At 65.8% G+C, this 25,865-nt stretch carries 28 protein-coding genes; 10 read left to right on the plus strand and 18 right to left on the minus strand.

The genetic code is table 11. From position 1 onward, the window contains the following. Positions 1-246: 246 nt before the first annotated feature. A complete protein-coding gene (locus C6W88_RS17020) occupies positions 247-1,206 on the minus strand; it encodes a GlxA family transcriptional regulator (RefSeq protein ID WP_108133373.1) in 960 nt (319 codons plus the stop codon). A gap of 277 nt (positions 1,207-1,483) precedes the next feature. Here C6W88_RS17020 and C6W88_RS17025 point away from each other — a divergent pair, with 277 nt between their 5' ends. Then, positions 1,484-2,479, plus strand: coding sequence for a GlxA family transcriptional regulator (locus C6W88_RS17025; RefSeq protein ID WP_108133350.1), 996 nt, complete (start codon positions 1,484-1,486; stop codon positions 2,477-2,479). 12 nt (positions 2,480-2,491) lie between these two features. Here C6W88_RS17025 and C6W88_RS17030 read toward each other — a convergent pair whose 3' ends face one another. Then, positions 2,492-3,166 carry a Fe2+-dependent dioxygenase gene (locus C6W88_RS17030; protein WP_108133351.1) on the minus strand — a complete coding sequence of 225 codons (675 nt, stop codon included), beginning with the start codon at positions 3,164-3,166 and terminating at the stop codon, positions 2,492-2,494. 218 nt (positions 3,167-3,384) lie between these two features. Here C6W88_RS17030 and C6W88_RS21540 point away from each other — a divergent pair, with 218 nt between their 5' ends. Next, complete coding sequence (locus C6W88_RS21540) at positions 3,385-4,785, plus strand: 4-helix bundle domain-containing protein (protein ID WP_156088609.1); 1,401 nt, start codon at positions 3,385-3,387, stop codon at positions 4,783-4,785. A gap of 168 nt (positions 4,786-4,953) precedes the next feature. On the opposite strand, the gene C6W88_RS17045 is transcribed toward C6W88_RS21540, so the two are convergent. The 5 genes from C6W88_RS17045 to C6W88_RS17065 all read right to left on the minus strand — a co-directional run bounded on the left by C6W88_RS17045 (position 4,954) and on the right by C6W88_RS17065 (position 9,657). Beyond that, positions 4,954-6,345 (minus strand): BCCT family transporter, encoded by a 1,392-nt coding sequence (locus C6W88_RS17045; protein WP_045994800.1) that lies wholly within the window; start codon positions 6,343-6,345, stop codon positions 4,954-4,956. Between the two features lie 130 nt (positions 6,346-6,475). After that, positions 6,476-7,294 carry an alpha/beta hydrolase fold domain-containing protein gene (locus C6W88_RS17050; RefSeq protein ID WP_108133352.1) on the minus strand — a complete coding sequence of 273 codons (819 nt, stop codon included), beginning with the start codon at positions 7,292-7,294 and terminating at the stop codon, positions 6,476-6,478. 40 nt (positions 7,295-7,334) lie between these two features. Further along, positions 7,335-7,787 carry a thioesterase family protein gene (locus tag C6W88_RS17055; protein WP_108133353.1) on the minus strand — a complete coding sequence of 151 codons (453 nt, stop codon included), beginning with the start codon at positions 7,785-7,787 and terminating at the stop codon, positions 7,335-7,337. Then, on the minus strand, positions 7,787-8,740 hold the full coding sequence (locus C6W88_RS17060) for an L-carnitine dehydrogenase (RefSeq protein ID WP_108133354.1): 954 nt from the start codon (positions 8,738-8,740) through the stop codon (positions 7,787-7,789). Before C6W88_RS17060 ends, C6W88_RS17055 begins: the two co-directional genes overlap by 1 nt. Then, on the minus strand, positions 8,737-9,657 hold the full coding sequence (locus C6W88_RS17065) for a beta-keto acid cleavage family enzyme (RefSeq protein ID WP_108133355.1): 921 nt from the start codon (positions 9,655-9,657) through the stop codon (positions 8,737-8,739). Before C6W88_RS17065 ends, C6W88_RS17060 begins: the two co-directional genes overlap by 4 nt. A 234-nt stretch (positions 9,658-9,891) precedes the next feature. Here C6W88_RS17065 and C6W88_RS17070 point away from each other — a divergent pair, with 234 nt between their 5' ends. Continuing rightward, positions 9,892-10,467 (plus strand): carboxymuconolactone decarboxylase family protein, encoded by a 576-nt coding sequence (locus C6W88_RS17070; protein WP_045994795.1) that lies wholly within the window; start codon positions 9,892-9,894, stop codon positions 10,465-10,467. Between the two features lie 329 nt (positions 10,468-10,796). On the opposite strand, the gene C6W88_RS17075 is transcribed toward C6W88_RS17070, so the two are convergent. Both C6W88_RS17075 and argF read right to left on the minus strand, forming a co-directional pair. Next, the gene (locus C6W88_RS17075) at positions 10,797-11,099 is read right to left on the minus strand and encodes a hypothetical protein (RefSeq protein ID WP_108133356.1); all 303 of its coding nucleotides are present in this window, start codon (positions 11,097-11,099) and stop codon (positions 10,797-10,799) included. Between the two features lie 84 nt (positions 11,100-11,183). Further along, positions 11,184-12,104 (minus strand): ornithine carbamoyltransferase, encoded by a 921-nt coding sequence (gene argF, locus C6W88_RS17080; RefSeq protein WP_045994793.1) that lies wholly within the window; start codon positions 12,102-12,104, stop codon positions 11,184-11,186. Between the two features lie 237 nt (positions 12,105-12,341). Between argF and grxD the strand changes: the two genes are divergently transcribed. After that, on the plus strand, positions 12,342-12,692 hold the full coding sequence (gene grxD, locus C6W88_RS17085; RefSeq protein ID WP_045994792.1) for a Grx4 family monothiol glutaredoxin: 351 nt from the start codon (positions 12,342-12,344) through the stop codon (positions 12,690-12,692). 171 nt (positions 12,693-12,863) lie between these two features. Here the strand turns inward: grxD and rnt are convergent, their stop codons facing one another. Beyond that, positions 12,864-13,529: a ribonuclease T gene (rnt, locus tag C6W88_RS17090; RefSeq protein ID WP_045994791.1), complete on the minus strand. Its 666-nt coding sequence runs from the start codon at positions 13,527-13,529 to the stop codon at positions 12,864-12,866. A gap of 207 nt (positions 13,530-13,736) precedes the next feature. Between rnt and C6W88_RS17095 the strand changes: the two genes are divergently transcribed. The 6 genes from C6W88_RS17095 to C6W88_RS17120 all read left to right on the plus strand — a co-directional run bounded on the left by C6W88_RS17095 (position 13,737) and on the right by C6W88_RS17120 (position 19,092). Beyond that, positions 13,737-14,954, plus strand: a complete 1,218-nt coding sequence (locus C6W88_RS17095) for an argininosuccinate synthase (protein WP_045994790.1) — start codon at positions 13,737-13,739, stop codon at positions 14,952-14,954. Positions 14,955-14,989: 35 nt separating this feature from the next. Further along, positions 14,990-15,292 (plus strand): HlyU family transcriptional regulator, encoded by a 303-nt coding sequence (locus C6W88_RS17100; RefSeq protein WP_045994789.1) that lies wholly within the window; start codon positions 14,990-14,992, stop codon positions 15,290-15,292. Between the two features lie 194 nt (positions 15,293-15,486). After that, positions 15,487-16,161: a glutathione S-transferase family protein gene (locus C6W88_RS17105; protein ID WP_108133357.1), complete on the plus strand. Its 675-nt coding sequence runs from the start codon at positions 15,487-15,489 to the stop codon at positions 16,159-16,161. Positions 16,162-16,474: 313 nt separating this feature from the next. Continuing rightward, positions 16,475-17,440: a sulfurtransferase gene (locus C6W88_RS17110; protein WP_045994787.1), complete on the plus strand. Its 966-nt coding sequence runs from the start codon at positions 16,475-16,477 to the stop codon at positions 17,438-17,440. A gap of 210 nt (positions 17,441-17,650) precedes the next feature. Next, positions 17,651-18,859, plus strand: a complete 1,209-nt coding sequence (locus C6W88_RS17115; RefSeq protein ID WP_045994786.1) for a YeeE/YedE family protein — start codon at positions 17,651-17,653, stop codon at positions 18,857-18,859. Between the two features lie 38 nt (positions 18,860-18,897). After that, on the plus strand, positions 18,898-19,092 hold the full coding sequence (locus C6W88_RS17120; RefSeq protein ID WP_045994785.1) for a hypothetical protein: 195 nt from the start codon (positions 18,898-18,900) through the stop codon (positions 19,090-19,092). A 187-nt stretch (positions 19,093-19,279) separates the two neighbouring features. On the opposite strand, the gene C6W88_RS17125 is transcribed toward C6W88_RS17120, so the two are convergent. From C6W88_RS17125 to rsxA, 8 genes are all read right to left on the minus strand, one after another. Further along, on the minus strand, positions 19,280-19,573 hold the full coding sequence (locus tag C6W88_RS17125; RefSeq protein ID WP_045994784.1) for a hypothetical protein: 294 nt from the start codon (positions 19,571-19,573) through the stop codon (positions 19,280-19,282). Positions 19,574-19,817: 244 nt separating this feature from the next. Next, entirely contained in the window at positions 19,818-20,453 is a 636-nt protein-coding gene (nth, locus tag C6W88_RS17130; protein ID WP_108133358.1) for an endonuclease III, read from the minus strand. Positions 20,454-20,515: 62 nt separating this feature from the next. Beyond that, complete coding sequence (locus C6W88_RS17135; RefSeq protein ID WP_108133359.1) at positions 20,516-21,223, minus strand: electron transport complex subunit E; 708 nt, start codon at positions 21,221-21,223, stop codon at positions 20,516-20,518. Next, positions 21,220-21,762, minus strand: coding sequence for an RnfABCDGE type electron transport complex subunit G (locus C6W88_RS17140; RefSeq protein WP_181248662.1), 543 nt, complete (start codon positions 21,760-21,762; stop codon positions 21,220-21,222). Before C6W88_RS17140 ends, C6W88_RS17135 begins: the two co-directional genes overlap by 4 nt. A 117-nt stretch (positions 21,763-21,879) precedes the next feature. Continuing rightward, positions 21,880-22,914 (minus strand): RnfABCDGE type electron transport complex subunit D, encoded by a 1,035-nt coding sequence (locus C6W88_RS17145; protein WP_108133361.1) that lies wholly within the window; start codon positions 22,912-22,914, stop codon positions 21,880-21,882. After that, positions 22,911-24,665, minus strand: a complete 1,755-nt coding sequence (gene rsxC, locus C6W88_RS17150) for an electron transport complex subunit RsxC (protein WP_108133362.1) — start codon at positions 24,663-24,665, stop codon at positions 22,911-22,913. The genes C6W88_RS17145 and rsxC overlap by 4 nt, the downstream gene beginning before the upstream one ends. Further along, a complete protein-coding gene (rsxB, locus tag C6W88_RS17155) occupies positions 24,652-25,218 on the minus strand; it encodes an electron transport complex subunit RsxB (RefSeq protein WP_108133363.1) in 567 nt (188 codons plus the stop codon). Before rsxB ends, rsxC begins: the two co-directional genes overlap by 14 nt. After that, positions 25,215-25,805 carry an electron transport complex subunit RsxA gene (gene rsxA / locus C6W88_RS17160; protein WP_045994778.1) on the minus strand — a complete coding sequence of 197 codons (591 nt, stop codon included), beginning with the start codon at positions 25,803-25,805 and terminating at the stop codon, positions 25,215-25,217. The genes rsxB and rsxA overlap by 4 nt, the downstream gene beginning before the upstream one ends. Positions 25,806-25,865 lie beyond the last annotated feature (60 nt).

A 25,865-nucleotide genomic window follows, 5' to 3' on the forward strand; every position in this document is an offset into this window, starting at 1 on the left:
GTGCATAAATCGACAGGTATCGTGCAGAAGCCGACATTCAGGGCGCGCCAGGTACGCCAGGTATGCCAACTGGCCAGGGCGAACAGGGCGACAGATGGTGGCCCGTGTCAAAGGAGGCGTCGTCTTGGCTCCCGGGGGGGCTGGCGCCGTGTTGTTGATGAGTGTGGATGAAAGGCGCGGGTGAAGCTCGAGGCGGAGGCGAAGCCGCTGGCCAGGGCGAACAGGGCGACAGATTGTAGGCCCGTGTCACATGAGGCGGCGTCTTAGCTCCCGGGGGCTGGCGCCGTGGTGCTGGCGAAAGGCGCGGGTGAAGCTCGAGGCGGAGGCGAAGCCGCTGGCCAGGGCGATGTCCATGACGCCGTGACGAGTGCTGGTCACCAGATGGTGGGCCAGTGCAAGGCGACGCTCCAGATACAGCCGGCTCGGGGTACGGGCCAGATGGTGCTGACAGTCGCGCTCTAGCTGACGCTCCGACAGGCCGATCTGGGCGGCCAGTTCGGCGATGGCCAAGGGGGACTCCAGGTGGCTGTCCATCAGGCCGATGACCCTGGTCAGGCGTTCGGGCAGCCGCTCGAATTCGCTGGCGTCGCGCTGGCGGCTGGCCGGCAGGCGACGATGGTCGTGCACCAGTTGCTGCTTGACCCGACGGGTCAGGGCATCGCCGTGGCGGCGGCGGATGGTGTCCAGCGCAAGGTCAATGGAGGCGCTGGCGCCGGCGCCGTAGAAGCCGACCGGGCCGACCTCGTAGAGCGACTCCACCGCTTCGATGTCGGGATGGCGACGGCGAAACTCGGGCAGGCTTTCCCAGTGCAGGGTCACGGTGTCCTCGATCAGCCCGGCGTCGGCCAGGCAGAAGACACCGGTGTCCAGTGCCCCCAGACAGGCGCCCTGGGCCCGGCGTTGCGCCAGCCAGTCCCTGAGCGGCTGGTCCACCGCGGCCATCGGCTCGAAGCTTGCGCACACCGCCAGACTAGGGAGCCAGGGGGCATTGTCCAGGTCATGCTCGACGCTCAGGGGAATGCCGTTGCTGGCGGTGACCGGCTCGCCGTCGCGGCTGACCAGGTGCCAGCGAAACAGCGGCTGTCCGGCCAGACGATTGGCGATTCGCAAGGGGTCGATGGCCGAGAACAGCGCCACCATGGAGAAACGCGGCAGCAGCAGAAAGCCGATGGGTTCCGGGACAGGGCCCTGGTAGGTCAGACGCATGGTGGCCTCATGGATGGCGGGGGCGGGACGGCGCTGGCCGCGCCAGGATCGGTGGTTCGGGTATCGGCGCACCAGCGGCAGCGGATTCACGATCGGCCCGGTCCACACCGCGCTGCAAGGGTGCCACCGTCGTGCGCTGCCCTCAACTCAGGGCGCAGGCGAGACACGGCCAGCCAGGAGGCGCGGCCCCACTCTACTCAGCCTTTCGACGTTATCGTCGATATCCTCATGCTATGCTGCGCCGCAGTCACGGGCGTCGGTAAGGAGGCGGACAGCGATGGTAGAGCTCAGTGGTCAACGCCTGGAGGCGAGCGCCGGTGAAATCGAGCAGGCCGAACAGCGGCTGGGTTTTCTGCTGCTGCCGCAGTTCTCGATGATGGCGTTTTTCTCGGCGGTGGAGCCGCTGCGCATCGCCAACCGCATCGCCGGTCGCGCTCTTTATGACTGGACGCTGATCGGGCTGGGCGGAGGGCCGGTGACCGCCAGCAACGGCATGACCCTGCTGGTGGACCACCCCATGGAAGACGTCCGCAATCTGCCGTGGCTGGCGGTATGCAGCGGCTTCGATCCGGAATTGTGGATCGGCCACGGGCTCAGCGCCTGGCTCAACCGGCTCGACCAGGGTGGCTGCTGCATCGGCGCGCTGGACACCGGCGCGGTGGTGCTGGCGGAGGCCGGCTTGCTCAGGGGGCATACGGTGACCCTGCACTGGGAGACGCTGCCCACCTTCAACGAACGCTATCCCTCGATTCGCACCTGCGACGAGCTGTTCCTGCTGGAGGAGCGGCGCTTCTTCTGTGCCGGCGGCGCGGCGGCCATGGACATGACCCTGGAGATGATCGCCCGTCGCCACGGTATGGCGCTGGCGGTGGACGTGTCCGAACAATTGATTCACGACCGCCTGCGCTCGCGCACCGACCAGCAGCGAATGAGCCTGGTCAGGCGTCTTGGCACCCACCAGCCGCGGCTGGTCGATGCGGTAGCGCTGATGGAGTCGCACCTGGAAACGCCCCTGCCGTTGGCCGAGATCGCACGCCGCAGCCGCGTGTCGAGTCGCCAGCTACAGCGCTTGTTTGCCGATGTGCTGGGCACCTCTCCCAGTGCCTACTACCTGTCGCTGCGCCTCAAACGTGCCGCCCAATTGCTCAAGGATACCGACCTCGATGTGCTGGCGATCGGGCTCAGCTGTGGATTCGGCTCGGCGTCGAGTTTCAGTCGCGCCTTCCGCAGGGCGTTCGGAACCGCGCCGCAGGGCTTTCGACACCACGGCTGACCGGCACTCAAGTCAGATCTCGGCCCACATCCGCAGCAGATTGGCCAAGCTCTTGGAGATGTTGTCGAACTCGGCGGTCTTGCCGTCGCGCTCGAAGATCTGGCGGCGAGTGGTGTCGAGGTCGAACAGCACTTCACGCTGTTCAGGCTGGCGTACCTGGCTCTGCAGCCAGCCCACCGCGGCCAGTCGCTGCCCCTGGGTGACCGGGTCGACGCGATGCAGCGTCGAGGACGGGTACAGGATCATCGAACCCGCCGGCAGCTTGAAGCGCTGTTCGCCCTGGGTGGTCTCGGTGACCAGCTCTCCGCCCTCGTAGCTGTCCGGATCCCCAAGGAAGATGGTGAAGGACAGGTCGGTGCGCATCGGCCCCTGGGGGGTGGGCATCACCGCGTCGTCGACGTGATTGCCGTAGGTCATGCCTTGCTGGTAGCGGCTGAACATGACCGGCTTCATTCGGCGCGGGCGCGCCGCGATCTGGAACAGGGTGTGTGCGGACAGGGTCTGCATGACCTCGTCACGCAGGGCGGCGATGGCGGGCTCCTGGCTGCTCGCCTGCTGATTGCGCTTGACCGTGCGCGCATGCCAGCCGGCGGTCTCCCGTCCGTCACGAAAGTCGCTGGCGTCCAGTGTCTGGCGAATACGCTGGAGCTGGTCGTCGGTCAGCACCTTGTCGATACACAGAATCATCGGAGGCTCCCGCAAATGGCCGTCAGTATACCCGACTGTTAATCGTTTGCATTACACTTCGTGACACGCCAGTCTAGTGGGCAGGCACCTGATGGTTTGACTGGCGCAGACATTGCCAGATCGGACATGGGTTTGCGGCAAGTGGATCCTGGTTCCATCGAGCGCGAGCCCTGAACAAGAAATTGGCCCCAAGTAGACGTAGAAGGAAGGAGCACCCCATGACGCAAGAGACCCGTACCAAGCTGTGGATTGGCGTTGGCGCCAGCATCCTGCTCGGATCCAGCGCCGCCTGGGCCGACCATCACGGCGATGGCGACGATATGCACAAGGACGACACTGCCTACGAACAGAGCCACGGCGGTGAAGGTGGCGAAGGTGGCGAAGGTGGTGAAGCCGGCCACGGTGGTGAAGGTGGCGAGAAGGGCCACGGTGGTGAAGGCGGCGAAGGCGGTGAAGGTGGCGAAGCCGGCCACGGTGGTGAAGGTGGCGAAGGCGGCGAGCACGGCCACGGCGGTGAAGGTGGCGAAGGTGGCGAGCACGGCCACGGTGGTGAAGGTGGCGAAGGTGGTGAATCCGGCCACGGCGGTGAAGGCGGTGAAGGCGGTGAAGGCGGTGAAGGCGGTGAAGGCGGTGAAGGCGGCGAGCACGGCCACGGTGGCGAAGGTGGCGAAGGTGGCGAGAAGGGCCACGGCGGCGAAGGCGGTGAAGGTGGCGAGCACGGCCACGGCGGCGAAGGCGGCGAAGGCGGTGAAAGTGCCTCCCTCGCCAGCGATCCCTATGCGGTCTTTGCCTATCTGACGGCGTCTTCCGGTGGTGAAGGTGGCGAAGGCGGTGAAGGCGGCGAAGGCGGTGAAGGCGGCGAAGGTGGTGAAGGCGGCGAAGGCGGTGAAGGCGGTGAAGGCGGTGAAGGCGGTGAAGGCGGTGAAGGCGGTGAAGGCGGTGAAGGCGGTGAAGGTGGCGAAGGCGGCGAAGGTGGCCACGTCGACGCGGCCAACCCTGGCGTCTACACCACTGAGCTCGCGCTGATGCTCGGCCACCTTGAGGTCGCCAAGGAGCTCTACACCGAGGGGGCCAAGACCGCGTCCTACCCCCACTTTGGTCATCCCTACCACGAGGTGTACCCCGGTATCGCGCCTGCGCTGGAAAGCCGTGGCATTGACGCTTTCGATACTGAGCTGGAAGCCTTCTCCGGTAAGGTGCAGCAGGGCGGTGACTGGAGCGAGGTCGAACAGGATTACGCATCGCTTCGCGAGACCATCCTCTCGGCCATGGCCGACGTCGACGATGGCCTCGAGCAGGATGCGGGCTTTCAGGCCAAGGTCCAGCTGGCGCTGTTGAAGACCGCGCTGCACGAGTACGAAGAAGCCGTGGATGACGGCGAGTTCAAGAACGTGGTCGAGTATCAGGACGGTCGTGGCTTTGTGCTGACCGCCCGGGAGTCGCTGGAGCGCCACGCCGACATGTTCCGTCAGGCGGGTGCCTACGATGCCCTGGTCGAGGGCTACGACGGGCTGCTCGAGGCCTGGCCGACGGCCAAGGCGCCGGAGTCTCCGGTGATGACGGTAGGCGAGCTGTCGGCGGCGATGTTCCCGCTGGAGGCCGAATTGGGCAAGTTCTGATGGAACTGCCCTTGAGCTAGCATCCCAGAGCTAGCGTGAAGGGGCCGGCGTCTGCCGACGCTGGCCCCTGGACGTAAGTCCGCCAACCACACCTGGTCATGACGCAGACAGGGCCTGTTTACAGGCCCTGTCTGCGTTGGTCGTTGGGGTGGCACTCGACAATGCGGCTCAGGAGTCCTGGCCCTGCCTGTCGCTCAGATCATCGTGTCTGCCTCGGATGCGCACCAGGAAGGCGGCGACCAGGGCGAAGATTCCGAAGGCGACAGGCACGGCGGCGACCGAGATCAGGGTCAGAATGACCTTGAAGATGTCGCCTTCCAGCCAGTTGATCACCACCGCCAGGGCGGCCATGGCAACGATCCAGAAGGCTCGTGAGCGGCGCACCGTCAGCATCTCGCAGACCAGTCCCGCCGAGTCGGCGCTGGTGACGAAGAACAGCAGGATGTTGAGCGCCAGGACGGCCGACAGCACGCCATGGCTGTCGAGGGTCGCCATCAGGGCGAAGACGTCCTCGGAGCCGGTCTCGAGTCCGCCGAGGCCGAAGGTGGTAAACCACAGGCAGGAGAACAGACTCGGCACCAGCATCACCCCCAGTACCAGCTGGCGCAGGGTGCGGCCCTTCGAGATACGCGCGATGAATACGCCGGTGAACACAAACCAGCCGTACCAGGCGGCTTCGAAGGCGTACAGCCAGTCCGCCAGCCAGGCCTTGTGCTCGGGATCGCCGAGGCCGATATCGGTCGCCATCGCCGGGTACTTCACCAGGTATTCCGGCAACAGTCGGGTGAAGGTGCCGAGGATGTCCAGCGGTGAGGTCAGTACGAAGACGCTGACCATCAGAAACAGGGCGAACAGCGTGTTGTAGTTGCTCAGCCACTTGATGCCACGCTGGAGTCCCGAGGCGCTGGAGGCGATCGCGAACAGCGACAGCACCAGGATGATCAGGGTGGGGCTGGCGTCGATGCCGAAGAACTGCTCGAGGCTCTGTTTGAGCGGATCGGTGGCGTAGGAGAAGGTCAGCGACAGGCCGATGACGGTAGACACCACCAGGCTGACCAGGTTGAGCTTGCTGAGAAAGCCGCCACCAAGCAGCGTCTCGGCGGGCTTGTCGATGTTCAGGTTGTACATGGCGTGGGCGAAGATCACGCCGATCGCCAGATAGCCGGCCCAGGCCAGCAGGCCCCAGTGGTTGAAGGCGTACAGCAGGGCCTGGTCGGTGCTGTGGCCGGCATCGACGTGGTAGCGCGGTTCCAGCACGCCCCAGGTCACCAGGCCGATGCCCATGCCGGTGGCGAACAGCATGCCGAGCCAGGCCAGGGTGGAGAATTCGGGATCTCCCTGGCCGAACCTGAGCCGCCCCAGGGGGGTGAACATCAGCACGGTAAAGACGATGGAGGCGGCGAAGGCCGGGTAGGTGAAGATGAAGCCGAAGTTGCCGATGACGTTGACCTTGATGGCGTCAAGCAGCGTCTGGAAGGGGCCTGGGGCGAGGGCGGCAAAGGAGATCAGGGCGATGACGGTGGCCACGGTGGCGACCGAAGTGGTGATGTTCTGGTTCATTGGCGTCTCGTTGTCGTTTTGGAGGGGCGGGCGGTCGGCGGTGTCCTCGGTTGGGCAGGGTAAAGGCGACGAAAATGTGCTGGATAGTCGATTCAAGCACTTGAAAAACAAGGCGTTTATAGAAAAGACTCTAGTCAAGATGTGCGGCAAGCGCACGGCAGAATGCTCGCCAGGCAGCCTCCATGGCAGGCAGTGACGAGCGCGCGTGCAGGGCGCCGTGCAACATGCCCTCGGCCATATGCACACCGACCTGGTGGTGGCAGCGGCGCCATTCATCCAGTGTTGCCAGCAAGGGGGGCGTCAGCGGGTCATGCTCCACGGCGAGGCACTCGATGGCCCGGCTGGCGGGCAGGTTGTCGCGGATTCGGCGAGCCTGTTCGGCGATCATTGACCAGGCCGCCAACACGTCCTGCCGGCTGAGCAGCGGCGCGTCCGGTCCGAGGCTTGTGTCGCTTGGCGTGCCGAGCAGCGGGTAGACCAGGCCCAGGGGGCTGTCGTCGGCAGCACGCCTGGCGGCGTCCAGCACCAGCCGGGCACCGGCGCTGTCGCCGACCAGGGCAACCGGCGCAAGCCGCCGACGGACCACCTCGACGTCGTCGAGCAGCGCGAGATAGCACGCCTCGGGCATCAGCCGGTAGTTCAGGCTGACGACCTCTCGCCCGAGGGCCTGGGCAAGACCGGCGGCGACACCTTGGTGGCTCTCTACCGAACCGATGGTGAAGCCGCCGCCGTGGGCGTAGAGCACGACGCCTTCGGCGCCGAGGTGCGGTCGATAGCGGCGCACGCCGACGCCGTCGATGACCTCGTCGGTAACTGCGATCGTGGCCGGTACGGGGCCGGCGAAGCTGGCGCAGAGCTCGTCGTAGTGGCGCCTCGCCTGGTTCATCGGCATCGTCGCCATGGCGTCGAGCCCGGCCTGGAAACGTTCGGCGAAGTCATCGATGGTCATGGTCTGGTGTTCCCTGGCCGAATCTGCGCTGATGGCGCCGTCAGCGTCGGACGATGCCGATACGCCGCCCGAGTCCCTCGGGAGCGGGCGATGAGATGACCGGCAGCGCAGCGATGGCGGTGTCCACCGCCTCGGGGAAAGGTCCCGGGCGCCCGCTGTCGAGGTCGATGCCCATCAACATCTGTTCGCTGGTGGCCAGCAGCTGTTCGCCGCTGTACAGCTCGAACCACAGATGCAGGCGCTTGGCGTCACGATCGACCAGCGCGACCTCGACCTGAAGGGGCTGCCCCTGGTGGGCCTCGCGCAGGTAGCGCAGATGGGTCTCCAGGGTGTAGAGGGTGTAGCCGTGCCGGTGGCGCCCGGCCTCGTCGAGGCCGATGCGCTCCATGAGGGTGTCGACCGCCAGGGAAAACACCCTGGCGTACTCGGCGTCGTTCATATGGCCGTTGTAGTCGACCCAGTCAGGCTTGACGTCGGTGTCGAGCAGCGCCATCAGATCCGCCCCTCGAGGCCTTCCGCCTCCGGCCAGTACTTCTGGACCAGCCCGAGCAGCTCGACCAGAAAGTCGTCACGACGGCGATCCAGCTCGGACACGCTGCGACCCGCGGCCTGGTGCTCGCAGCCCTCGACCACCCGATCGATCAGCTCGTCGGTCAGCTCCGGGGCCTCGAGCTTGGTCCAGGGCAGTTTCAGGGCGGGGCCGAACTGTTCCAGCATGTGGCGCATGCCCTGATCGCCGCCGGCCAGATGGAAGGTCAGGAAGGTGCCCATCAGTGACCAGCGCAGGCCGCAGCCGTAGACCACGGCGGCGTCGATCTCTTCGGTGGTGGCGACACCGTCGTTGACCAGGTGCAGGGACTCCCGCCACAGCGCCTCCATCAGGCGATCGGCGATATGCCCTTCGATCTCGCGACGCACCACCAGCGGGCGCATGTCGATTGCCTGGTACAGCGCCTGGGCCCGCTCGGTGTGCTCGGCCTGGGTGGCCTCGCCGCCGACCAGCTCGACCAGCGGCAGCAGATACACCGGGTTGAAGGGATGGGCGACGATGACCCGGCCGGGCGCGTGCTGACAGCCCTGTTGCAGGTCGCTGGGCTTGAAGCCCGAGGTCGAGGAGCCGATCAGCACCTCAGGCGGCGCCGCGGCGTCGATCTGGGCCAGGATGCTGCGCTTGAGCTCGAGGCGCTCGGGCACGTTTTCCTGGATCAGGTCGGCGCCGTCCACTGCGGCTTCCAGCGACGTCGCAAAGCGCAGGTTGTCGGGGCTTGCGCCCTCGGCCAGGCCCCGTTTTTCCAGTGACGGCCAGGCATTGTCGACGAAGGCACGGGTGCGTGCCTCGGCCTTGGGGTCGGGGTCAAAGGCGGCAACACGCCAGCCGTTGGCCAGGGCGCGAGCGATCCAGCCGTTGCCGATGACGCCGGTACCGATGACGGATAGCTGTTTCATGCATCACCTCCAGCGCTGTCGCCGGCGATCTGACCGGTGGACGGGTCGCGCAGCTTGAGGAACTTGCGGGTTTCGGCCGGGGTCATCACGTTGGCGCCAAGGTGGTTGATCATCCGACCGGCCTTCTCGACCAGCTGGGCGTTGGAGGCCAGTACTCCCTTTTCCAGGTAGAGGTTGTCCTCGAGGCCGACGCGGGCGTGGCCGCCGAGCAGTACCGCCTGGGCGGCCATGGGCATCTGGTGGCGACCGATGCCGAAGGCCGCCCAGTTGGCGTTGGTCGGCAGCTTGTTGCGCATGGCCAGCATGGTCTCGGTGTCGGCCTCGGCGCCCCAGGGGATGCCCAGGCAAAGCTGGTAGAGCGGGTCACCGTCGATCAGGCCTTCGGCCTGGAGCTGGCGGGCGAACCATACATGGCCCAGGTCGAAGCACTCGAGCTCCGGCTTGACCCCGGCGGCCTGCACCAGGCGGGCGTGTTCACGCAGCCAGTCGGCGGAGTTGACGTAGATCATGTCGCCAAAGTTGAGGCTGCCGCAGTCCAGGGTGCACAGCTCAGGCAGCAGCTCGCCCACCGGCTCATGGCGCTGGGCAGGGGTCTGGATGTCGGTGCCGGGGCCACCACGGGTCGGATCCTGGCTGTCTGGAATCCAGTCCCCGCCACCGCCGGCGGTGATGTTCATGACGATGTCGGTGTCGGCCTCGCGCACCCGCTCCATCACCTCGCGGAAGTGATCCAGCGAGTGGCTGACGCCACCGGTCTCGGGGTCGCGCACGTGGATGTGGGCGATGCTGGCGCCGGCCTTGGCAGCCTCGATGCAGTCGTTGGCGATCTGCTCGGGGGTGACCGGAACCTTGTCGCTCTTGGCGGTGGTGTCGCCGGCGCCGGTCACGGCGCAGGTCAGAATGACGTTGCGGTTCATGATGCTCTCCTCGTCGTGAATGGGCGCAGTGTGGCGAAGATGACGGCCTGTCACTTGGCACCAACCGTCGTTTTGTTGACGTCATGCGACATCCTTGGTGTCGCTGCCAATCTGTGCCAGAACAGGCGTGATGAGGAGGGTAGGGAGAGTGCGAGGAAAGGATTCGGCAACGAGCGCCACCAAGTAGCACGTTCATCGACGTATCCCTTCACCTCTGTATTGGAATAGAGACCCATGACCGACTTTACTCAGCACGATCTGTCCAGCGCCCCCGAAAAAAGCCGCCCCCTGCTCGAGAAGGCGCAGAAGGAGATGGGCATGATCCCGGCCCTGTATAGCGTGATGGCCGAAGCGCCGGGCGTGCTGGAGGCCTACCAGCGACTGCATGAGCTGTTTCTCGCCTCGAGTTTCGATGCCGCCGAGAAGACGGTGGTTTGGCAGGCGATCAACGTCGAGCATGATTGCGAGTACTGTGTGGCCGTGCACACGGCGGTGGCCGGCATGATGAAGGTGGACCCCGCCATCACCCAGGCGCTGCGCGACCAGCAGCCGCTGGAAGATGATCGTCTGGAACTGCTGCGCCAGACCACGCTGGCCATCGTGCGTGATCGCGGACGTCCGGATCCGGCCGTGGTGGAGCACTTCCTCGAGGCGGGCTTCAGCCGGCAGCAGCTGCTGGATATCGTGCTGGGGGTGAGCCAGAAGATTCTGTCGAACTACGTGAATCACCTGGCGGACACGCCCATCGACGACGCCTTCAAGCGCCACGCCTGGACGAAGGGGGCTGCAGATACCGACGCGGCGGCCTGATCGAGGGAGCCTGATCGAGGGGGCCTTCACCGGCGACGCAGTGGCGGGCAGCCAAGCGGCAGACTGCTGTTTGCATAGGCCGTAGGTAACAACGACCGCCGCTGGAAAAGGCCAGGGGTCACAACGGATATTGGCAAGAGCCGCTAATGGTAAAAACGAATAGTGGCAAGAGCCGATACGCCCAAGAGCCGATAGCAGAAGCACCAAGGGCGCCCGCTGGGCGCCCTTGGCATATCTGGCTGGTGTCAGGAGACCGCCGGGCTATTTACCGCCTGGCTGTTGATGGCTGGCGACACCCAGACAGCAGCGTCGGTCGCTCGCTTTAGACCTCAGGCGCTGGCGTGAAGGTCGGCGGCGCCGACACCATAGAGATCAAAGGCCAGTTCACGTCCGGTGGTGGTGAGCACCAGCCGCCCCTGGCTATTGTGGGCCACCAGCGTCTGGCGCAATAGGCGGCGCAGACGCGAGGCCTGGGACCGTGAGCGGGTCAGAGAATCGAGCCGCTCGGCGCTGAGCCCGCGACTGGGCTGGGTGATCGCCTCCAGCACCTCGCCATCGCGGTAGAGATCCTCGATGAAGGCGGTGAGGTCGATGCGCTGGGCGGTGTCGTTGTGATCAGCGGTGAGGGCCATGGTCCCATCCCGAATAAGAAGATGGGACCAGTATACGACAATCGTCGAATTAGACCAAAGTCTATAAGTGCGTCGACCAGGATCTCAGCCGTTGACCTGACCCAGCATCAAGAACTCCAGCAGCGCCTTCTGGGCGTGCAGGCGGTTGCCGGCTTCCTGCCAGACGACCGCGCGGGGATCGTCGAGCAGGGTCTCGCTGATCTCCTCACCGCGGTGGGCCGGCAGGCAATGCAGGAACAGCACGTCCTTGGCGGCGGCGTCGAGCATCGCTTCGGTGACCTGGAAACCGGCAAAGTCCGCCTCGCGACGAGCCTGCTCTTCCTCTTGGCCCATGGAGGCCCAGACGTCGGTGGTGACGAGGTCGGCGCCGGCCACGGCGGTCATCGGGTCGCGCTCGATCACCACCCGATCACCGGCGGCGGCCAGGATATCCTCGCGGGGGTCGTAGCCCTCGGGGCAGCAGATACGCAGCTTGAAGTCGAACTGGCGCGCGGCGTTGATCCAGGAGTGGCACATGTTGTTGCCGTCGCCGATCCACACCGCGGTGCGGCCCTTGACGCTGCCGCGCAGCTCGGTCCAGGTCATGACATCGGCCAGCAGCTGGCACGGATGGTAGTCGTCGGTCAGGGCGTTGATCACCGGTACGTCACTGGCGGCGGCGAATTCCTCGAGACCCTGGTGGGAAAAGGTGCGGATCATCACCGCATCGACCATCTCCGAGAGCACCCGCGCGGTGTCACCGATGGGCTCGCCGCGCCCCAGCTGGGTGTCGCGCGGTGACAGAAACAGGGCGTGCCCGCCAAACTGCGCCATGGCGGTCTCGAAGGACACCCGGGTACGGGTCGAGGATTTCTCGAAGATCATCGCCAGGGTGCGGTTGGTAAACGGCGTGTAGGTGGGGCCGTGGGCCTTGAGGCCGTTCTTGATGGTGATGGCGCGCTGGATGAGGTAGCGCAGTTCATCCTGGCTCAGGTCCAGTAGGGTCAGGAAGTGGCGGGTGGCCATGGCATCTCTCCAACGAGGTAAAAAACGACCATCCTAGCCAGCCCCGAGGGGATGCGCAACGCGCCGCCGGGCCGTACAATGCGGCCATGCAAAGGCCGAGTGTGGCCATCGGGTATTGCCTCCTGCGAGGTAGTCCGCCGGGGCCGCATTGAAAATGGGGCGGGATGCCCCCATTGTCCCGGTCTGCGTCACTTAGCAAGGGCGAGCAAGCCAAGCCCGTTTCAACGAGGAGCCGTGATGAGTACCACCGTCGAGAATATTCAGCGCCAGATCAGCGAAAATCCCATCCTGATCTACATGAAGGGGTCTCCGCAGCTGCCGCAGTGCGGCTTCTCCGCCCAGACCGTGCAGGCGCTGATGGCCTGTGGCGAGCGCTTTGCCTTCGTCAACGTGCTGGACAACCCCGACATCCGCGCGGAGCTGCCCAAGGTGGCCAACTGGCCGACCTTCCCGCAGCTGTGGGTGGAAGGCGAGCTGGTCGGCGGCTGCGACATCGTCGTCGAGATGCACAACAACGGCGAACTCGAGCCGCTGGTCAAGCAGGCCGCCGAGCGTGCCCGTCAGAACGAGGAAGGCGCTGCAGACTAAAGAGCGCTGTTGGTGGCCGTGCGCCCGCCAGGCCAACGCCTTTCCATAAATCGTTGTCCGGCGGGACCGCGTCGACCGGCTGCCGCGAAAGCTTCGCACCTACGATAAAGGCCCCGATGGTCATCGACCATCGGGGCCTTTATCGTCTTGAGACTTTAGTGGCCGAAGGGGTCAATCCTCTTCCATGCCCTGTTCCTGCTGGGCCAGCCGCCATCCTCCCAGGTCCTTGTAGCGATTGACCATGGCGCAGAACAGCTCGGCGGTGCGCTCGGTGTCGTAGCGGGCCGAGTGCGCGGCGTTGTTGTCGAACTCGATACCGGCGGCGCGACAGGCTCGGGCGAGCACGGTCTGGCCGTAGACCAGACCGGCAAGTGAGGCGGTGTCGAAGCTCGAGAAGGGGTGGAAGGGATTGCGCTTGATCTCGCAGCGATTGACCGCAGCGTTGAGAAAGCCGTGGTCGAAGGCGGCGTTATGACCCACCAGGATGGCTCTGGTACAGCCGTGGGCCTTGATCGCCTTGCGCACCGGTCGAAATATCTCGCCAAGCGCCTCGGACTCGCTGACCGCCACCTGCTTGCGCAGCGGGTCATCGAGGCGAATGCCGGTGAAATCCAGCGCGGCCTGCTCCACATTGGCACCGGCAAAGGGTTCGATGTGGTAGGCGAAGGTGGCGTCGGGCAACAGGTTGCCCTCCGGGTCCATGGTCAGGGTGACGGCGGCGATCTCCAGCAGGGCGTCGGATTCCGGGTTGAAGCCGCCGGTCTCGATATCCACCACCACCGGCAGAAAACTGCGAAAACGTTGCGCCATGAGTTCGCGGGCGATCAGCTCGCTCATGCACCTCTCCTTAGTCGGGCCGTGTGGGGTCAGGGGGCCTGCTGTTGGCAGGCCGAAACGGCGAAAGTCTAGCAGTTTGGGGAAGCGGCGTCCCGTGGCCGGTATTCGGCACCCCAGATGCACGCTATAATCGGCGCTCTTCGGGCGTTATTCGCGCCGCGAATGCGTTGGTCACACCATGGTTGGTTACAAGAAGGAGCCCCTAGCATGTCCGATGTAAAGAAGGTCGTGCTCGCCTATTCCGGCGGACTGGACACATCCGTCATCGTCAAGTGGTTGCAGGAAACGTACGACTGCGAGGTGGTGACCTTCACCGCTGACATCGGTCAGGGCGAGGAAGTCGAGCCTGCCCGTGCCAAGGCCGAGGCCCTGGGCGTCAAGGAAATCTACATCGAGGACCTGCGCGAAGAATTCGTGCGCGACTACGTGTATCCGATGTTCCGCGCCAACACCATCTACGAGGGCGAGTACCTGCTGGGCACCTCCATCGCCCGTCCGCTGATCGCCCGCCGCCTGATCGAGATCGCCAACCAGACCGGTGCCGACGCGATTTCTCACGGCGCCACCGGCAAGGGCAACGATCAGGTGCGTTTCGAGCTTGGCGGCTATGCGCTCAAGCCCGGCGTCAAGGTGATCGCCCCGTGGCGCGAGTGGGACCTCAACTCCCGCGAGAAGCTGATGGCCTACTGCCAGCAGCACGATATTCCGGTGGACTTCAGCAAGAAGAAGAAGTCGCCGTACTCCATGGACGCCAACCTGCTGCATATCTCCTACGAGGGCGGCATCCTCGAGGATCCCTGGGCCGAGGCCGAGGAAGACATGTGGCGCTGGAGCGTGTCGCCGGAGGCCGCCCCCGATACCCCGACCTACGTCGAGCTGACCTTCGACAAGGGTGACATCGTGGCCATCGACGGCGAGCCGATGAAGCCCCACGAAGTACTCGAGAAGCTCAACAAGCTGGGTGGCGACAATGGTATCGGCCGTCTCGACATCGTCGAGAACCGCTACGTCGGCATGAAGTCCCGCGGCTGCTACGAGACACCCGGGGGCACCATCATGCTGCGTGCTCACCGCGCCATCGAGTCGCTGACCCTCGACCGCGAAGAGGCCCACCTGAAAGACGAGCTGATGCCGAAGTACGCCGAGGTGATCTACAACGGCTACTGGTGGAGCCCCGAGCGCCGCATGCTGCAGGCGGCCATCGACGAGACCCAGAAGAACGTCTCCGGTGTGGTGCGCATGAAGCTCTACAAGGGCAACGCCATCGTCGCCGGTCGCCGCTCCGACGAGTCGCTGTTCGACGAGTCCATCGCCACCTTCGAGGATGACCAGGGCGCCTACGATCAGAAGGACGCCGAAGGCTTCATCAAGCTCAACGCCCTGCGTCTGCGCATCGCTGCCGGCAAGGGTCGTCGTCAGGACTGAGTGGTAACGTCGCGCGACAGGCCAAAGGAGTTCCCATGCTGAAGCAACTGTTCGGAGCGCTGTTCAAGGGGGACGGCAAGTCGTCGTCCCGGGCCGCGCCCGAGGCCGAAGCGGTCGAGTACCGTGGTTACCTGATCATCTCGCAACCCGAGGAGCAGGGTGGTCAGTTCCGCGTCAGCGGTGTCATCCGCAAGCCCATCGAGGGCGGCGAGACCCTGGAGCATCGGTTCGAGCGTTCTGACCTGGTGCCGGGACGCGAAGCCTGTGACGCCCTGATGCGTCAGAAGGCCGAACGCTACATCGATGAAGTCGGCGACGAGATGTTCGAACCGCGCTGATTGCTCACCGCGACAACGGCGCCCTCCGGGGCGCCGTTTGTGTCTGTGGGGCGGTTGTTTCAGGCAGGTCGTCGCCGCACCCGTCAGCCCATCTAACACGCCCCGGCCCATGTCGGGGAGAGCCACACCTCAGGCCATTGCCTGTCTCAGGGAAAGACCCGCCTCAAGGCATGACTCGTTCCAAGGAGAGCTCCATGATCGTCGTGCACCATCTGGAAAATTCGCGTTCGCTGCGTATCGTCTGGCTGCTGGAAGAGCTGGGCGTGGACTACGAGATCCGCCAGTACGCCAGAGATCCGAAGACCATGCTGGCACCCGCCGCACTCAAGCAGGTGCACCCGCTGGGCAAGTCCCCGGTGATCACCGATGAAGACGCAGGTAGCCGCGTGGTGGCTGAGAGCGGCGCCATCATCGACTACCTGCTCAGGCGTTTCGATACCGAGCATCGACTGTGGCCGGAGCCGTCAAGCGCCGATACCACCGACTTCGTGTTCTGGATGCACCACGCCGAGGCCTCGGCCATGCCGCCACTGGTCATGAATCTGGTGTTCAGCCGACTCGGCAAACCGCCGGTGCCGGCGCTGATGCGGCCGCTGGGCCGGCTCTTTGCCGAGGGCGTGCGCAAGCAGTATCTGGGGCCGGAGATCCGCCGTCTGATGGACTTCTGGGAGCACAGCCTGGAAGGGCGAGAATGGTTCGCGGGCGAGCGCTTCAGTGCCGCCGACATACAGATGAGCTTCCCGCTGCTGGCGCTGGAAGGTCGTGGCCAGCTGGGCGACAACCCGCAGCTTGGCGCCTTTGTCGAGCGCTGTCGCCAACGGCCCGGCTATGTCCGCGCCGTCGAACGGGGAGGCGAACTGTCGCTGTAACCTGGTGGGGAAGGCCGCTCGCGTATCGCCTGGCAGAAAGGATCCTGTGGGTATGGCCGAAGGACCGTCTGGGAAGGACCTTGCATGAGGAGCGTGACAGTAGGGGCGTGCACGAGGCGCGTGCACGAGGGGTGTGCTACCAAGCGCCTTGCATGACAAGGCATTGCGCCTGCTGCGTTGCTCGGCATTCGCTGGAGCGAATATTCATGTCGGCTAGTTATGAGCATGAAAATTATTATTCATTGCAAGCATATTGAGTTTGCTGCTCCGAGCGGGATAATGGGCGTCAACACCCACCTAGGAGGTCAAGATCATGCTGAGGTCCCTGACATTTGCCGGTGCCTTGCTGGTGGCAGGCTCCGCCCAGGCGCTTGAGGTCGATCCGCTGGTCAGCCCCGCCTGGCTGAGCGAGCATCTGGACAACGATAATCTGGTGGTGCTGGACATTCGCTCCAGCATCGACAATGGCGGCGATCGCTCGAGCTTCGAAGACGCCCATATCCCGGGCAGCCTGTACTCGAGCTATACCGAAGACGGCTGGCGCGAGAGTCGTGACGGCGTCACCGGGGTGATGCCGCCGGTGTCGAGTCTACAGCGGCTGATCGGTGGGCTCGGTATCGACAACGACGATACCGTGGTGCTGGTACCGGCGGGCACGGGCGCCACCGACTTCGGCAGCGCGGCGCGGGTCTACTGGACCTTCAAGGTACTCAGCCATGACCAGGTGGCGATCCTCGACGGTGGCTTTGCGGGCTGGAAGGAACAGGGGCTGGAGGTCGTCAGTGGCCCCGTCGAATATCCCGACCCGGTGCGCTTCGAGGGCGCCCTGGACGAGTCACTGCTGGCCACCACTGAAGAGGTCGAGGCCGCACGGGAGTCCCAGGGGCAGCTGGTCGACGCTCGCCCCGAGGATTACTTCAAGGGGGACAATCAGTCGCCGGCGGCGGCGGCCCCCGGCACCATCCCGGGTGCCTTGAACCTGCCTCACCAGAGCCTGCTGGCCAACGATGGCGGCGCCTGGCGTCTGGACACCGCCCAGGTGACCTCGCGGATACAGGCGGCCGAGCTGGACGCCAGCGCCAAGACCGTGGCCTTCTGCAACACCGGCCACTGGGCCGCCACCGACTGGTTCGTGCTCAGCGAAATCGCCGGCTTCGACAATGTGGCACTGTACGACGGCTCCATGGCCGAGTGGACCCAGGATGAGTCACGCCCGTTGGCGGTGGCCAAGCAGGGACTGGGCAAGGTGCTCGACGCCCTGGGCCTTGGTGACGACTGATCGCTCTGAGGCTCCGGCTGCCCTGAGGCTCCGGTTGGCGCCTTGTTAAAGCGTCGATTTCGCGCAATTGCTGCGCCTTTGCTACGTTATCGTTGCCTCGCTTCTGCGTCCGTGCCGGACCTGTTGCTGGATGGCAGGGTTTGACGCTATCGCCACGCCGCCGACCCCGGGTCGCCGGCGTGGCCCTCTCATCACGAGTAGATCACTACCATGACACAGACTTCCGCTGCGGCCCCCGTCCAGGGCCGCCTTCCTGTCGATCGTTTCGTCGTCGGCGTGGCCCTGGCCGGGATGCTGATCCTGGGCGGGCTGGTGTGGCTGGAGACCGCTCCTTTCCTGGTGGCGCTGTTCGGCGTCGGTATCGCGCTGGGGATGGCGCTCTACCATGGGGCCTTTGGCTTTACCGCCGGCTGGCGCAACCTGGTCACCAAGCGTCGCGGCGCCGGCATGCGTGCCCAGTTGATCCTGTTTGCACTGACCTCTGCGCTGATGATTCCGCTGCTCGGCAGCGGAGAGCCCGGCATGGTGGGGGCGGTGGCGCCCATCGGCACCTCGCTGGTGGTGGGCTCCTTCGTGTTCGGCCTGGGCATGCAGCTCGGTGGAGGCTGTGGCTCAGGCACGCTGTTTACCGTCGGCGCCGGCAACCTGCGCATGCTGGTGACACTTGCGTTCTTCATCATCGGTGCGGTGGTCGGTTCGATCCACCTGCCGTGGTGGCTCGACCTGCCGAGCCTGGATCCTGTCAGCCTGATCGACAGTGTCGGTGTCATCGGCGCCATCGCGGTACAGTGGGCGGGACTGGCGCTGGTGATGCTGTGGGTCAATCGCGTGGAACGCCGCGCCCATGGTTCGCTGGAGCGCTCCGAGCTGCGCCTGGCACCTGCCGAAGGCGGGGTGCTGCGCACCCTGGTGCAGGGACGCTGGCCCTTCGTCTGGGCGATCCTGGTGCTGGCGATCGGCAACACCCTGACCCTGGCCATCGGCGGGGCGCCCTGGGGCATCACCTTCGCCTTCAATCTTTGGGGCGCCAAGGCGTTGCAGGCCATCGGCGTGGACATGAGTCAGTTCGAGTTCTGGACCTGGGACTACCCGGCCATGGCGCTGGCCGATTCGGTGCTGGTGAACATCACCTCGGTGATGAACTTCGGTCTGCTGCTGGGTGCCATGCTGGCGGCGGGTCTGGCCAATCGCTTCAATGAAGCCAGTCGCAAGCCCATCGAGGGACGTCAGTTCCTGGCGGCGATCATCGGCGGCCTGCTGCTGGGCTACGGTGCCCGCCTGGGCTTCGGCTGCAATATCGGCGCGCTGTTTTCGGGACTGGCCTCGGGCAGCCTGCACGCCTGGGTGTGGTTCGCCTGCGCCTTCGTCGGTTCGCTGGTGGGGATTCGCCTGCGCCCCTGGTTCCGGCTGCCCAACTGATCGACCGACCCACTGATCCATTGTTCAAGGTGATTCCCATGAAAGCCGCCTATCATCGAAGCCGCGTCATCGGTCTGTTGCTGGCGATTCTGGTATTGATCATGGCCGACCACCTGGCCAGTCCCACCTTTGCCTTCAACATGGGCGACGGCCACGCTCGGACCTCGCTGAACCAGCGTGACGCCAGCGCCTGTGCGCCCTGTGGGGCGCCGTGCCCGTCCACTCGCCAATAGGGCTTGCATGAAAATTGCCTGCGCTCGCCGACTTTTCGTAGAAAGCCTGGAATTATGCCTGCGCTCGGTGACGGTTCTCGGTCCAGGCCCTGTGGGCTCACCCTAGTGTGAAGGCATTGGCGATAAAAGAGGCGCCCCTGCCATGGCAGGGGCGCCTCTTGTGGTCGTCAGTCTGACGGGGAGACGATCATTCTCGTGGGTCCTGTTCGCGGCGGGGGATCTTCGGCCCCAGCGGCCCGAGCCACAGCCAGACCTGAAGCACTACCAGGATCGGTAACAGCCAGGTCGGCGCGCCCACCGTCCACACCAGCACCTGGTGGATCATGAAGGCGGTCAGGCCGCCGAGCAGGCCAAGCACCGGGAACATCAGAGGCCGCTCGGAGCCCGGGCGGCCACTAAGCCGGAACAGCGAGCCGGTGAAGGCGCCGAAGCTCACGGCCATGGCCAGCGGAATCCAGAGTTGCTGTAGCACTTCCTGCATCGTTAACCGCTCATGTTGAGACTTGGGCCCTCAGGCTAACGCGTCTGGCCGCCGGCTGCGCTTGAACTTTGGCGTAATTCGCATGGCTTTCGGCTTTCGGCTTTCGGCTTTCGGCTTTCGGCTTTCGGCTTTCGGCTTTCGGCTTCCGGCGCTGCATCCTTGGTGATGGGCGCTTTCGCCTGTGGTGCTGGGGGCCAGGACGGGCGAAAACCGTCGCTGGGTGCAGTCGCGGCCCATGCAAGGTCTAGATGTCGGTCTTGTCCTTGAACTCGCACAGATCCTCGATGACACAGCTGCCGCAGCGTGGCTTGCGCGCCACGCAGGTATAGCGGCCATGGAGGATCAACCAGTGGTGGGCGTCCTGGCGAAATTCGCGGGGCACGTGGCGCACCAGCCGTTCCTCGACCTCCACTACGTTCTTGCCCTTGGCGATGCCGGTGCGGTTGGAGACCCGGAAGATGTGGGTGTCCACGGCGATGGTGGGCTGGCCGAAGGCGGTGTTGAGTATCACGTTGGCGGTCTTGCGTCCGACCCCGGGCAGGGCCTCCAGCGCCGGACGGGTGGCCGGCACCTCGCCGCCATGGCGCTCGATCAGCAGATGGCAGGTCTTCATCAGGTTTTCGGCCTTGGTGTTGAAAAGGCCGATGGTCTTGATGTGTTCCTTGAGCGCGTCGATCCCGATATCGATGATCGCCTGGGGTGTGTTGGCCACCGGGAACAGGCGAGCGGTGGCCTTGTTGACGCCGACGTCGGTGGCCTGCGCCGACAGCAGTACCGCGGCCAGCAGTTCAAACGGTGTGCTCCAGTTGAGCTCGGTGGTCGGCTCGGGATTGTGGGCCCGCAGGCGGGTAAAGATCTCGTGGCGTTTGGCAGCGTTCATGCTCGTCTCTTTGGTTGGCAAGCCAGGGGCTGAATCGACAGCGGGCCAGGCCGGGCGGATCTTCAGCGCACGACTCCGGTAACCCGCACCCGGCGTTCGTCCCTGGGCGTCCGGGTCGGCGCCGGGCGTCGGCGCTTCACGGCGTCGTCGATGGCGTTCTTGGCGGCGATCAGCAGCCCGGTGATCAGAAAGGCGCCTGGCGGCAGCACCAGAAACAGCATGCCGCCATCACCCGGCAGGTGCACTGTCCAATCACCGGCTGCGTCGCCCAGCAGCAGGTCCATGCCGGCGAACAGGGTGCCTTGCCCCAGCAGTTCGCGGATACCCCCGATCAACACCAGCACCAGAGAGAAGCCGAGGCCGTTCATCAGGGCGTCGAACAGGGCCGGCTTGAGCGGTTGGCGGGAGGCAAAGGCCTCGACCCGAGCCAGGATGGCGCAATTGGTGACGATCAGCGGCAGGAAGATGCCGAGCACCTGGTAGAGCTCGTAGGCCAGCGCCGCCATGGCCAGTTCGACGCAGGTCACGAAGGCAGCGATGATCAACACAAAGGCCGGCAGGCGTACCTCAGGGCGTACCTGGTGGCGCAGCGCCGAGGCCGAGGCACTGGCGCCGAGCATCACCCCCAGGGTGGCGATCCCGAGCCCCAGGCCATTGACCACACTGCCGGTGACGGCCAGTAGCGGACACAGGCCGAGCAACTGGACCAGGGCGGGATTGTTGCTCCACAGCCCCTTGATGGCGATGTCGCGAGCGTCGCTGCGGGTCATGGGCTGGGCTCCTGGTTACTGGCATCTGGCGTATCACGCGGCGACCCGGCAGCCAGCACCGCTTCGTTCACCGCCTGGATGACGGCGCGAGAGGTGATGGTGGCACCGGTCAGGGCTTCGATGGCGCCCTGCGGGGCCAGGTCGAGCTGGCGGCGCGCGAGGCCTTCGAACTGATCGACCCAGGGGCCCTTGCGGCGCTCGATGGCGTCGCCAAGCCCTGGCGTCTCGCGGTGATCGACGACGCGCACTGCCGTGACACGCCGCTGCGGTGTCAGTGCCACCAGCACCTCGACGGGGCCTGCGTAGCCGAGCGCTGAAGAGGGTTGCAGGGTGGCGAGCAGCGTGCCGCTTTCGTCCAGCGCCTGCCAGCCTTGGTCACCGGCCGGCGCCGGCACCAGCCTGGCGGTGCCCTGAGGCGCCAGGCTTTCCAGCAGGGCGTCCTGGTGGGCCTGGCGATTGGCCTCGATACGCCCCTCGCTGAGCGCCTGGGTCAGGCTGACCGCACCCAGGGTCACCAGGGCGAACAGGGCAAGTTTCACGGCCAGTGTTCGCGGAGCCGACGTGTTGCTATCAGGGCTATTCATCAGCGCAGTCTATCAGTGCTTTCCAAGTGAGGCGGTCGTCCATCAGCGCTCTTGACCAAGGCGGGTCGCTGGCTAGCCGTCATCGTTGTGCCTCCGGGTGGCTCGAGCATTCGATGGCCGGTCGGGCACCAGCTGGTCGAGCAGGGGGGCTGCCAGGTTCATCAGCAGCACGGCGAAGGCCACGGCGTCGGGGTAGCCGCCATAGGCACGGATGATCATCGTCAGAGCGCCGATGCCGGCACCATAAGCCAGGCGTGCACGACGACCGCTGGCGGCACTGACAGGGTCGGTGACGATAAAGAAGGCGCCGAACATGGCCGCGCCGCCGAGCAGGTGGAAGCCGACTCCGCCGCTGGCCGACAGTTGATCGAACAGCCAGGCGAGCAAGGCCATGGAGGCGAGCATGGACAGCGGCAGGCGCCAGTCGATCAGCCGGCGGTAGAGCAGGTAAAGACCTCCGGCCAGCCAGGCCACGGCGACGTTGCGCCAGGCCTCCAGCGCCGCTGGTGCCACTAACTCGGCGAGGCTGGCGTCTGCGGGGCGATGGCGGTAGGCGTCCAGCGGTGTGGCACCGCTCATGGCATCCAGTGCCGCTGGCGGGTGCTGGCCCAGCCAACGTGCCAGCCAGGTCGAGGGCTCGACGGCGTCGGGGCCGAATAGCCCCGAGGGTGCGGGCCACAGGCTCATCTGGGTGGGGAAGGACACCAGCAGCAGGGCGTAGCCCACCATGGCGGGGTTGAACAGATTCTGGCCGAGCCCGCCGTAAAGGTGCTTGGCCACCGCCACGGCGGCAAGCGAGCCGATCAGGATCAGCCACAGGCTGGTGCCCGCCGGCAGCGCCGCACCCAGCAGTACCCCGGTCAACAGGGCGCTGCCATCAGCGATGGTCGGCGAGACGGGCCGCCGACGCGCCACCAGCATCATCGCCTCGATCAGCACACAGCAGGCCGCTGCGGTGATGACGTTGGTGACGACGCCAAGGCCGAAGAACCAGCTCTGGGTGATGAGTCCGGGCAGGCAGGCCAGCGTCACCCGACGCATCAAGGTAGCGCTGTCGTGTCCACGGCGAGCGCTGTCTGCGCTGGTGTGGCGGTGAAGGTGGCTCATGGCCGGGTTTCCTCCTGACGGGCGGCCTTGAGTCGAGCATCGGCGGCGTCGAGGTGCTGTCTGGCGGTATCCAGCTGAGTCTCGAGGTCGGCGAGGACATCCGCCGATTGCTGCTGCTGGGCGGCGCGCTCCAGCGCCTTCTCAGCCTTGCGTGCCGCGGCCTTGGCGGCTGCCTGGGCGATGCGCAGGCCACGCACGTCTACGACGCTGGCGGTTCCTTTGGCGTCGGCTGAGCTATCCTTGGCGCTGCTTGCGTTACGCTGCTGGCCGCGCTGGGTGGCGGCCTGACGACGGGCCTGGCGACGTGCTTCACGCTCGGCCGCCTCGCGCTGCTCGCGGGCCTGGCGTGCCTCGAAGCGGTGGCGGGCCTGGTCGGCCCGGTCGCTCTCGGCGCGCGCGGTGCGCAGGCGCTGCTTGGCCTCGCCGAAGCCGTTGGCCAGCGGCAGGTGGCTGGGGCAGACGTAATCGCAGGCGCCGCACTCGATGCAGTCGAACAAGCCGTTGGCCTCGGCCTTGTGGTCTTCACCTGCCTGGGCGTGCCACCACAGCTGCTGAGGGGCAAGGCCCGCCGGGCAGGCCGGCTGGCAGTCGCCGCAACGGATGCAGGGGCGTGCGGGGGGCGGCGTCGGCAGTTCAGCCGCGTCAGCGGCGATCAGGCCGTTGGTGGTCTGGGTGATGGGTTGGTCAAGCGACCCGATCGCCTGGCCCATCATCGGCCCGCCTTCGATCACCCGAGACAATCTGGCGCGATCGAGGCCGGCGTCCTGCAGCAGGTGTTCGATGGCGGTGCCCAGGCGCGCGGTGATATTGCCGGGGCGTGCCAGTGCTCGGCCCGCCAGGGTCAGGGTGCGCTCGATCATCGGCTTGCCGAGCGCCACCGCGTCGTGGATGGCCGCCAGGGTCCCGGGATTGTGACACAGCACGCCGGCGTCCACCGGCAGTTGGTCCGAGGCGAGACGGCGGCCCAGCAGGCGCTCGATCAGCTGGCGCTCGCCGCCGCTGGGGTAGCGGGTGGGGATCACCTCGAGTCGTGCCGGGCAGGGCAGCTCGCCTAGCCGGGCCCGCACGGCGCTGGCCGCCTCGGGCTTGTCGTCTTCGATGCCGATGACAATAGAGCTGGCCCCGGTGGCATGGGCCACCATCGCTGCACCGAGCAGCACCCGGTCGGTGTGCTGGCGCAGTGTCTGGTCATCGGCGCTCAGGTAGGGTTCGCACTCGGCGGCGTTGACCACCAGGGTATCGATGCCCGCCTGGCGTGCCGCGCGGACCTTGAGATGGGCTGGAAATCCGCCGCCGCCCATGCCGGCGATGCCGGCATCGGCAATCCGTTGGATGATCTCGCCGGGGGCTGCGCCTTGCCAGTCGAGCGGCGGCAGCCAGTGGTGCTGTGAAGCGCCGTCTGCGTCGATCACCACGGCAGGTCGATGTTGTCCGCCGGCGTCCGCCTCGTCGTGCATGAACAGCGCGCTGACGTGGCCCGAGATGCTGGCGTGCACCGGCAGCGCCAGATGGCCGACGGCGCGTGCCACTCGCTCGCCGGCACGCACGTACTGGCCTGGCTTGACGATGGGCTGGACCTCTCGCCAGGGCTGGTCGCGGCCATCTTCCAGCAACAATGTCACCCTGGCCGGTAGCGGCGGCGTGCGTATGCCCAGGTCACGGGTCTGCGACTTGCGGGTAGGGGGCAGCACGCCGCCGGCGGGCCGGGTACCCGCCGCCAGTGATCGCCAGAGCCGCTCAAGTACTGCCATGAAGCGTCTCCGTGGTGCGGTCGCTGGCGATGATGCCGGCGGTCCAGCGGGGTTGTGGCTCTCTTGGCAGCATGTCGATGCAGTCCACCGGACAGGGAGCGATACACAGATCACAGCCGGTGCATTCGTGTGCGATGACCGTGTGCATCATCTTCGAGGCACCGAGGATGGCGTCCACCGGGCAGGCCTGGATGCACTTGGTGCAGCCGATGCATTCATCTTCCCGAATAAAGGCCACCCGGGGGGTATCGTCGGCGTCGCCGTCGAGCGCCAGCGGTTCCCGACCAAGCAGTTCGGCCAACTCAAGGATGGTTGCCTCACCGCCCGGTGGACAGCGATTGATGGCCTCTCCCTGCTCGACGGCTTCGGCGTAGGGCCGACAGCCGGGATAGCCACACTGGCCACATTGGGTCTGGGGCAGCAGGGCGTCGATCTGCTCTACCAGGCCATCCTCGCCGTCCTTGAAGCGACGGTTCAGCCAGCCCAGCAGTCCGCCGCAGACACCGATCAGTGCGACCATCAGGACCACGCCGACAAGACTCGTCAGACTCATGGAGAGCCCCCGGTGGCAAGCCCGGTAAAGCCCATGAAGGCCAGCGACATCAGGCTGGCGGTGATCATGGCGATGGCCGCACCGCGAAACGGGCGCGGTACATCGGCGCCCGCCAGGCGTTCGCGCATGGCCGCCAGCAGGATCAGCACCAGCGAAAAGCCCAGAGCGGCGCTGAATCCGTACAGCAGCGCATCGAAGAAGCCGCCGTCGCGACCCAGGCTCAACAGCGCCACGCCCAGCACCGCGCAGTTGGTGGTAATCAACGGCAGGAAGATGCCGAGCACCCGATGCAGCAGGGGGCTCAGGTGGCGCACCATGACCTCGGTGGCCTGGACTACCACGGCGATCACCACGATAAAGGCGATGGTGCGTAGGTACTCAAGATCCAGCGGCACCAGCAGATAACGGTGCAGCAGGTGACTGGCCGCCGATGACAGGGTCAGTACGAAGGTGGTGGCAAGGGACATGCCCAGCGCCGATTCCAGCTTCGAGGACACCCCCAGGAAAGGGCATAACCCGAGAAACTGCACCAGCACGAAGTTGTTGACCAGGGCGGTACTGACGAGGACGAGAAGAACGTCGGTCATGGAATACACGAGATAACGGCCGGCGGGCAGGGCCCCGCCGGCGCATGGGCGTGATGGAAC

This window comes from Halomonas litopenaei, assembly GCF_003045775.1.
GTDB classification, from domain to species: Bacteria; Pseudomonadota; Gammaproteobacteria; order Pseudomonadales; family Halomonadaceae; genus Halomonas; species Halomonas litopenaei.